The organism is Shewanella sp. GutCb (assembly GCF_002836135.1).
Taxonomy (GTDB): domain Bacteria; phylum Pseudomonadota; class Gammaproteobacteria; order Enterobacterales; family Shewanellaceae; genus Shewanella.
Genome location: NZ_PJBL01000023.1, coordinates 104,259 through 110,697, shown reverse-complemented (window position 1 = coordinate 110,697; position 6,439 = coordinate 104,259). Strand labels below are relative to the sequence as shown.

Annotated in this window: 8 protein-coding genes; all 8 read right to left on the bottom strand. The window is 40.8% G+C overall.

From position 1 onward, the window contains the following. On the bottom strand, window positions 1–288 hold a 288-nt coding region (locus tag CXF86_RS14080; RefSeq protein WP_180961073.1), incomplete at its 3' end, for a Mu-like prophage major head subunit gpT family protein. A 54-nt stretch (window positions 289–342) separates the two neighbouring features. Beyond that, window positions 343–741, bottom strand: coding sequence for a hypothetical protein (locus CXF86_RS14075; protein WP_102039279.1), 399 nt, complete (start codon window positions 739–741; stop codon window positions 343–345). Beyond that, a complete protein-coding gene (locus tag CXF86_RS14070) occupies window positions 741–1,988 on the bottom strand; it encodes a phage protease (protein WP_219622739.1) in 1,248 nt (415 codons plus the stop codon). The genes CXF86_RS14075 and CXF86_RS14070 overlap by 1 nt, the downstream gene beginning before the upstream one ends. Window positions 1,989–2,087: 99 nt before the next feature. Further along, complete coding sequence (locus tag CXF86_RS14065; RefSeq protein ID WP_102039278.1) at window positions 2,088–2,963, bottom strand: hypothetical protein; 876 nt, start codon at window positions 2,961–2,963, stop codon at window positions 2,088–2,090. Next, window positions 2,964–3,347, bottom strand: coding sequence for a hypothetical protein (locus CXF86_RS14060; RefSeq protein WP_102039277.1), 384 nt, complete (start codon window positions 3,345–3,347; stop codon window positions 2,964–2,966). Window positions 3,348–3,626: 279 nt separating this feature from the next. Continuing rightward, window positions 3,627–3,884 carry an HNH endonuclease family protein gene (locus tag CXF86_RS14055; RefSeq protein WP_180961072.1) on the bottom strand — a complete coding sequence of 86 codons (258 nt, stop codon included), beginning with the start codon at window positions 3,882–3,884 and terminating at the stop codon, window positions 3,627–3,629. Between the two features lie 260 nt (window positions 3,885–4,144). Beyond that, window positions 4,145–4,897, bottom strand: a complete 753-nt coding sequence (locus CXF86_RS14050; protein WP_102039276.1) for an HNH endonuclease — start codon at window positions 4,895–4,897, stop codon at window positions 4,145–4,147. Beyond that, window positions 4,894–6,252, bottom strand: coding sequence for an AAA family ATPase (locus tag CXF86_RS14045; RefSeq protein WP_102039275.1), 1,359 nt, complete (start codon window positions 6,250–6,252; stop codon window positions 4,894–4,896). The genes CXF86_RS14050 and CXF86_RS14045 overlap by 4 nt, the downstream gene beginning before the upstream one ends. Window positions 6,253–6,439: the final 187 nt, after the last annotated feature.

The following is a 6,439-nucleotide window of genomic DNA, read 5'->3' as shown; positions in this document are numbered from 1 at the left end:
GCCATAGGTATCGTCATCGATGTCGTCACGCGGAATGGCAACACTCGATTCAAACTTCTTGTTCTTAACGCTGTAGTCATGCAAGGCCAAGCTTTTAAGTTGGCGGTCACCTAACCATTCACGCATACGTGGAAACTGGCCCAGCCAAGCATACGTAGTGGTACTGGTGGTGGATGGCACCAGAGTCGCCACTTTGTTCCAGGTTGGCGTAGTGTCTTTTAATCCCTTGTTAAAGGACGTTTTAATCGCCGTAAACAGCGATGATAAATTGGCTTTATTGATGATCATGGGTTTCGCTCCTAACGAATGAATGGGTTAATGGCTTACGAATAAAACGGACAGTTATGCGATATCAACCCACACGCCGATAGCATCAACATCAACGATATTTCCCAGAGCGCTGCGAGTGCTACCTCCGTCAGTTTTCGCCACGGTCTCATCATCGATTACATAAGCCGTGTTACCGATATCGGCGCGAGTGATTGAGCTGTCATTGATAAAACGATGGCAACCGTTAACGCTGGGCACTGACTCAGCCCCTGCAATGCCGCCAAGGTTGCTTATCTGCTGCGTCGCCACACCACGGGATTTCAATCCTATGGCTGTTTGTCCTGGTACGGCATTGCCCGAAGCATCGAGCATTACAATTGCGCCAGCATAAAACAGCACCGCTGCTGCCATAGGATCATGGCGGTCACGATTGGCACGTGTCGGGGTTGGACGGTCTTTAGTTAACGCCATTACGCATCCTCCTTATTCATCGAAGCTTTGAACTCATCAGTCGTGAGTCCCATATTTTTACAAACCGCGAGCTGATCAGTACTCAGTTGCTCGCCCTCTTCCCCAGGCTTTTGTTTGCCTTGGGTCTGGGTAGTTTTAAGCGCGGCAATCGCTGGGCGGGCTTCGAGCATGTTTTTAAGGGCGGCTACACCTTGTTGCTGACCAAAGCTGGTGAGATAGTCGGTTTCAGCCTCAAGCACCTTGTCAGCGTTATCTTTAAGTAGTTGCTCAACCGAATCTTTATCATTGCCGGCTTTTAGCGCAGCCATCGCGGTGACGGTGGCGTCATAAGTGGCTTTAGGCACGTACTTACTCAAGTCCACTTCGCCGCCTTTGCTATCAGCGCCACCCGCTTTAAGGGCCGCAACAGACTCGTTCGCCGTATTAAGCTCAGCCTCCAAGGTGCTTGCCTTATCGGCTTTTACCTTTAGGGCTGCAATAGTCGTGGTGGCTGTGTCGGTGACCGCTTTCAGAGCTGCAGCGTCACTTAAATCGCTGGGCGCATCGATACCCAACAAGCCAAGCAACAGCGTTAATGCGTTATTCATGGGTTTGTTTCCTTGTGTTGATTGAGAGGGAATATTTGGATTAGCAGAATTGGAGTGAGCACTGGCGTTAAGCGCCCCCTGTTTGAGTGCCGCAATCGCTTTCATGCCATCAAGGGCGGGGTCATTGGTTAAAGCAACGTGCAGCAACGCCAATGGGCGTCCAGATTGGGCGTCATAGCTAAAAACAGCGGAGGTGTAGCGATACTCTTTATTGGCAATGAACTTGGCTGCAGCAGAAGTCCAATCGACATTAAGTGCAAACAAGCCTTCACCAGGCACATACTCAAGCTCATTGAACCACCCAGCAGCGGGTGCAGGTTTGCCATTAGCATCGCTGTTTAAGGTTTGATGTTCGTAGTCAAAATGAAAGTCGTTGCTGCGTTCAGTGACGTTGGTTTGAATGTTGGAATAGGCCAATGCATCCATTAACCACTTGCCACCAGGCACTTCGAAGGGCCGCCCATCTTTAGCCGCAAACTCACCATCAGGCAGCAGCTGCACGCGAGAGCTGTTGTTATTATTGTTGTTAATGCCGAGCTGGGCCGTCTCACCATCAAAAGCGAAAGTCAGTACTGCTACAGACTCACCATCAACAGATGTAAGATTGTGCATAGCTGACAGAGCAGCAATAGAGTTGGATGAGAGGTTTAATGTTTTCATAGCCCCATGATGCGGGGCTATTGGCTAGGTAGGGATTGGAAAGGTTTCGGGAAGTATTCCTTGTTTAAGTAAAAATGTAGTTATAGGAATGTTTAACGACTAGTTTTTGAATAAGTCACTTATCGCTTCTTCTAGGCTTTTCATCATGTCTTCTGATTCAAGAATACTCTTTAAAACATCGTCACATTGTATCAAGGCTGAATCACCAACTAATTGTGTCAAATTACCAATTTTAAACGAGAGCTCATAAATATAAATACCACTTAAATAAGAGTTTTCACTTAACTGGTGATATTCAACTGTTAAAAGAAATACACTTATAAGACTACGAGTAATATCATTCCATTGTTTAGTTTCATATCCACCAGTTCGCATTTTTCTATTTACATATTTAGTACACGCCTCTTTTTGTGAGCTTGTAAAGGTCTCTCCATCCCATTCACTTTCAATTAGGTTATGGCAGCAGATAATCAATTTAGGGGGGTATGATTTGCCATATATAGCATAAGAAACTTCACTTTGACTTGCAACAGGCTGCTTAATCAATTCATTGTATTTACTATTTTGTTCCTTTAATACACGGGTTAATTCATTTAAATAGGACTCTTTTTTCAAGTGTAAAACCTGCCCTTCTAACGCTAAACGGCTCTTTTCCGCTTCACTCTTTGTAGCAGCAAGCTCTTCTCGAGTTAACCGCAACTCTTTCATCTGAATGTTAATAGACCAAATAAGCAAACCGATCGTAGCAAAACCAAGAATAGGGTTGAGAGTTCCGCCGAGAAAATCACCAAATTGAGCAAACGTTTCCTGAGTTCCTAACGGGCCATTGAACTTGCCGAAGTACAAAAACAAAATACTAATCGCTATACTTAAAACAAAAACCAGTGAGACTTTAAGCCACATTGGTAAAGTACCAATTTCTGTATCCTCACCTTTGGCTTCACTGTCATTTTTGACCTGATTATTACTATTCATTTAAACGTTAACCTTAAACTCGGCCAGACAGCCAACAAAAGCATCTTTCTCACCATTCGTATTGATTAATGCTGCTGCACTGCTTTCATTTAACACCACATTACCATCATTGAAAATATCAGCACTCATGAGAAGATAGTTAAAGCTCCCTGTGTATGTTTCGACACGATAACCTGTCGCCCGTAATGATTGACGGACTTCAAAATTAGTTAAGCCGGAATGTGCCCTATTGAAACCATCGGTTAAGCAATCAACGAAGTGCGGGACTTTTTCTATAGGCACATTACCTGAGGAGACCACAAAAAACTCATCCTTGTCGGTTCGAGTTGGTGCTGCGCACGCCGCCAACATGAGAGAGAGCGCAAGAATAAATACATTTTGCACTAATACACATCCTTATGATTTTCGATAACTTACAACATCATATTACAATGATTATCCATAATCACTGCCTTTGTTCACGAAGATGAGTACCTGATAGTGTTTAAAAGCTGTTTAAACCAATCACGGTTGATAAATGAAGACTTGTTGGTATCTCATGCTTCAAGGTCAGACTTAAAGTGCTTACGATACGCTTGAGGGGGATTCACTAGATACATATCAAACTATAAGTCGAGTCACTTAGTCAAAACATACAAGACTTATTCACAACGAGCTCTCTATCTATACCACATACTCCCATTCTACTCTTTTGGCACGCTTGACATGTTTATCAGTCACAAAGCTTAGGGGAACCTTTATATTCTTCTTCGCATCAAATGTAGCGCCACTGTAGATGGTAACGCGATGATCTTGATAGACCGCACGCTCAAGCATTTTCTTTGCTTTGTTGAATGAGTCATTGGATGTATTACCCGCAGCGCTAGTTGCTGAACTAAAAGCCAATAAGACAAAAGGAAGTACAGTTTTAATAAGATTCATAGAAAGGTTTAAGCAAGGATTTCATGAAGAGATAGTGCCTGACTTACCCACTATAACCAAGTCTACAAAACATAAATTAACTACTCATAAAGTCGCTTAATAGTTAAAGATACGACAAAGTTCCTTGGTGATCACAGTCTTAGAGTGATCGTTCTAAGACATAAATGCTTTTCGGAAAAAAATATCGACAGTTAATGGATTAAATTAATTAAGGTAAACTCACTCTAGATATAGGCCTGTGCCGATGATGCAAATCAGAATTAGATTTTCCCACCAAGTTGTAAGTTGTCTGGGTTTGGATGAGGGTGCAGGACATTTCCATTCGCATCAAAACATCCACTCTGCCGAGTACCTCGAATTGAATCTATAAACAACTGTCTAATGCTAGGGTAGCCATTAAATACTGCCATCCAAATACTGAAATAACCACTAGTCAACATGCCTTTCACTATTAGGTTTTGTATTGTTTGATTTTGAGGGGCTGTTTTTAAGTCTTCCAATGAATCCAAAGCCAAAGCCATAGCATTTAAACGCTGTGTTCGTCTGTCTTTTGCTACACCATCTACATCAGTATCAATAGGTTCATTTAAACCTACCAAATTAATTGTATTTACAGCGATAGCCTTTTGAGCGTTATTTAATGTAGAACTAGGGTAGACTTCACCATTATGGCGGTACTCGAAAGCATGAAAAGTATTGTCTCGATCAGGAAGATACAGCATATTAAATTGAATTCTTTTTGAACCTTTCTTAGAGTTACAATTTACACATGCGAGTAGAAAATTAGTCCAAGAGTTTTCTAACTGCGGTTGAGCATATGCTCCTTTCTTTGGTTCTATATGCTCAACAGCAAGATTAGTGGGAATTACTCTCTCACAGTAACTACAATACTGAGCTAACTTAATATTTCTATATTCACCAATTCCTATTCTATCTAATAGATAATCAAAAGACTCTCGATATTTCATAAAAACAACACCTACAGGAGCGTTGCCTTTAGATACTGGTCTCATAGTCCCTTCTCAGTCTTAAGAGCATACTTTCTTTCAAGAAATGCTTGATACGCCGGGTTGTTAGAGTATGGTGCAATAATACTAGCTAACTGGGCATTGAAACGTTCATGAAATTCTTCTGGTGTTAGATCCTCATTATCAAGGGTTTCTAAAAAATCATGAGCAGTATTTTTCATTTTTTCATATAGTTGTGACACTTGAGGACTAGAAACGCCCATGTTGCGAGCAATTTCTTCAATCCCCTTATTGTTATAATCTAATAATGGTTCGCCATCCATCATTATTAATTCACTACTATTACGTAATGATTGGATCAAAAAAGTAGAATGAGTTGTACATATAAACTGCATTTTAGGGAATATTGTTCTTAGGTCTTCAATAACTCTTCTTTGCCATTTAGGGTGTAAATGTAGATCAAGCTCATCTATTAAAATTACTCCCTTGGTTTCTGAGCAAATATTTTCTTTTAAGTGCGGATTAAGAATAGCTGCTCTTCTCGCTATATCACAAAATAAACCTAATATTGTTCTTTGCCCATCACTAAGGTGTTCGAAAGGCGTTGAACTGCCATCTTCAAAACGAACCATCACTCTTGATTCGTCAAAATCAAACCCGAATCCGACACAATTTTCCATAGCTGCTTTTGCAGCGAATTCGATTGCTGACTTCATTGGGCTTGGTGCTTTTTTTTGTATCTCACTTAATTCTAGTTTTAGTAACCATTCGCCAATAGCTTTATCATCAGCACCTGTATGGAAACAATCTAAATAGGGATCAAATCGTGAAAACTGCTTTGAAGCAGAGTTTTCAATATCAATATTTCCTTTTGAAATCCACAATCTGTCACATTCGTAAAATGCAATCACTGGTAAATCAAAATGATTATTCCCCTCTATGTACCTTAAAACATCACTACCTAGAGTCGATAAATTGAGATTATATTCCGTTGGGGAGTAAGAGCCATCATAACGATTCTCATATCGAATCCCACCAGTTAGATACGTAGTGGTAGAACCTTCTTCTCTATAACGTTTCCAGTTAACTTTACCGTTAATTGAATACCCCCTTCGACTGATGATTGGAAAAACGCCAGCCGCACTAATTGATGTTTTTTTAGTCAAGTCAAAGCGACCGTCTCTCTCAATTTCTCGTACTTCATTATCCTCGATTATCCGAAGATTCCTATCACTCTTAATGTAAGCATGTGCCCATCCAGCTAATGATATAGCTAATGCCTTGAGAAGAGAGCTTTTACCACTACCATTCACCCCTGCGATAAGGTTGAACTCAGGGTTAAACTCGAAAGTGTCTTCAGAGAAGAGTTTAAAGTTTTCTAATTGAATGCTAGTGATCATAGAGGGCTAATTAGGAAATAATTACTTTAAATATACCATTATTTTGACTTGAAGTTTTATGGAAAGCAACGTAAATAGTCTCTGTTTCAACTTGGACTACTAACTTAGTTTAAGTAAACCAATAAATAGTCCAAGTTTGGAGCTAAACCTCTAACAAACTTTGAAGCAGAAATAACTTAGAGCTTCA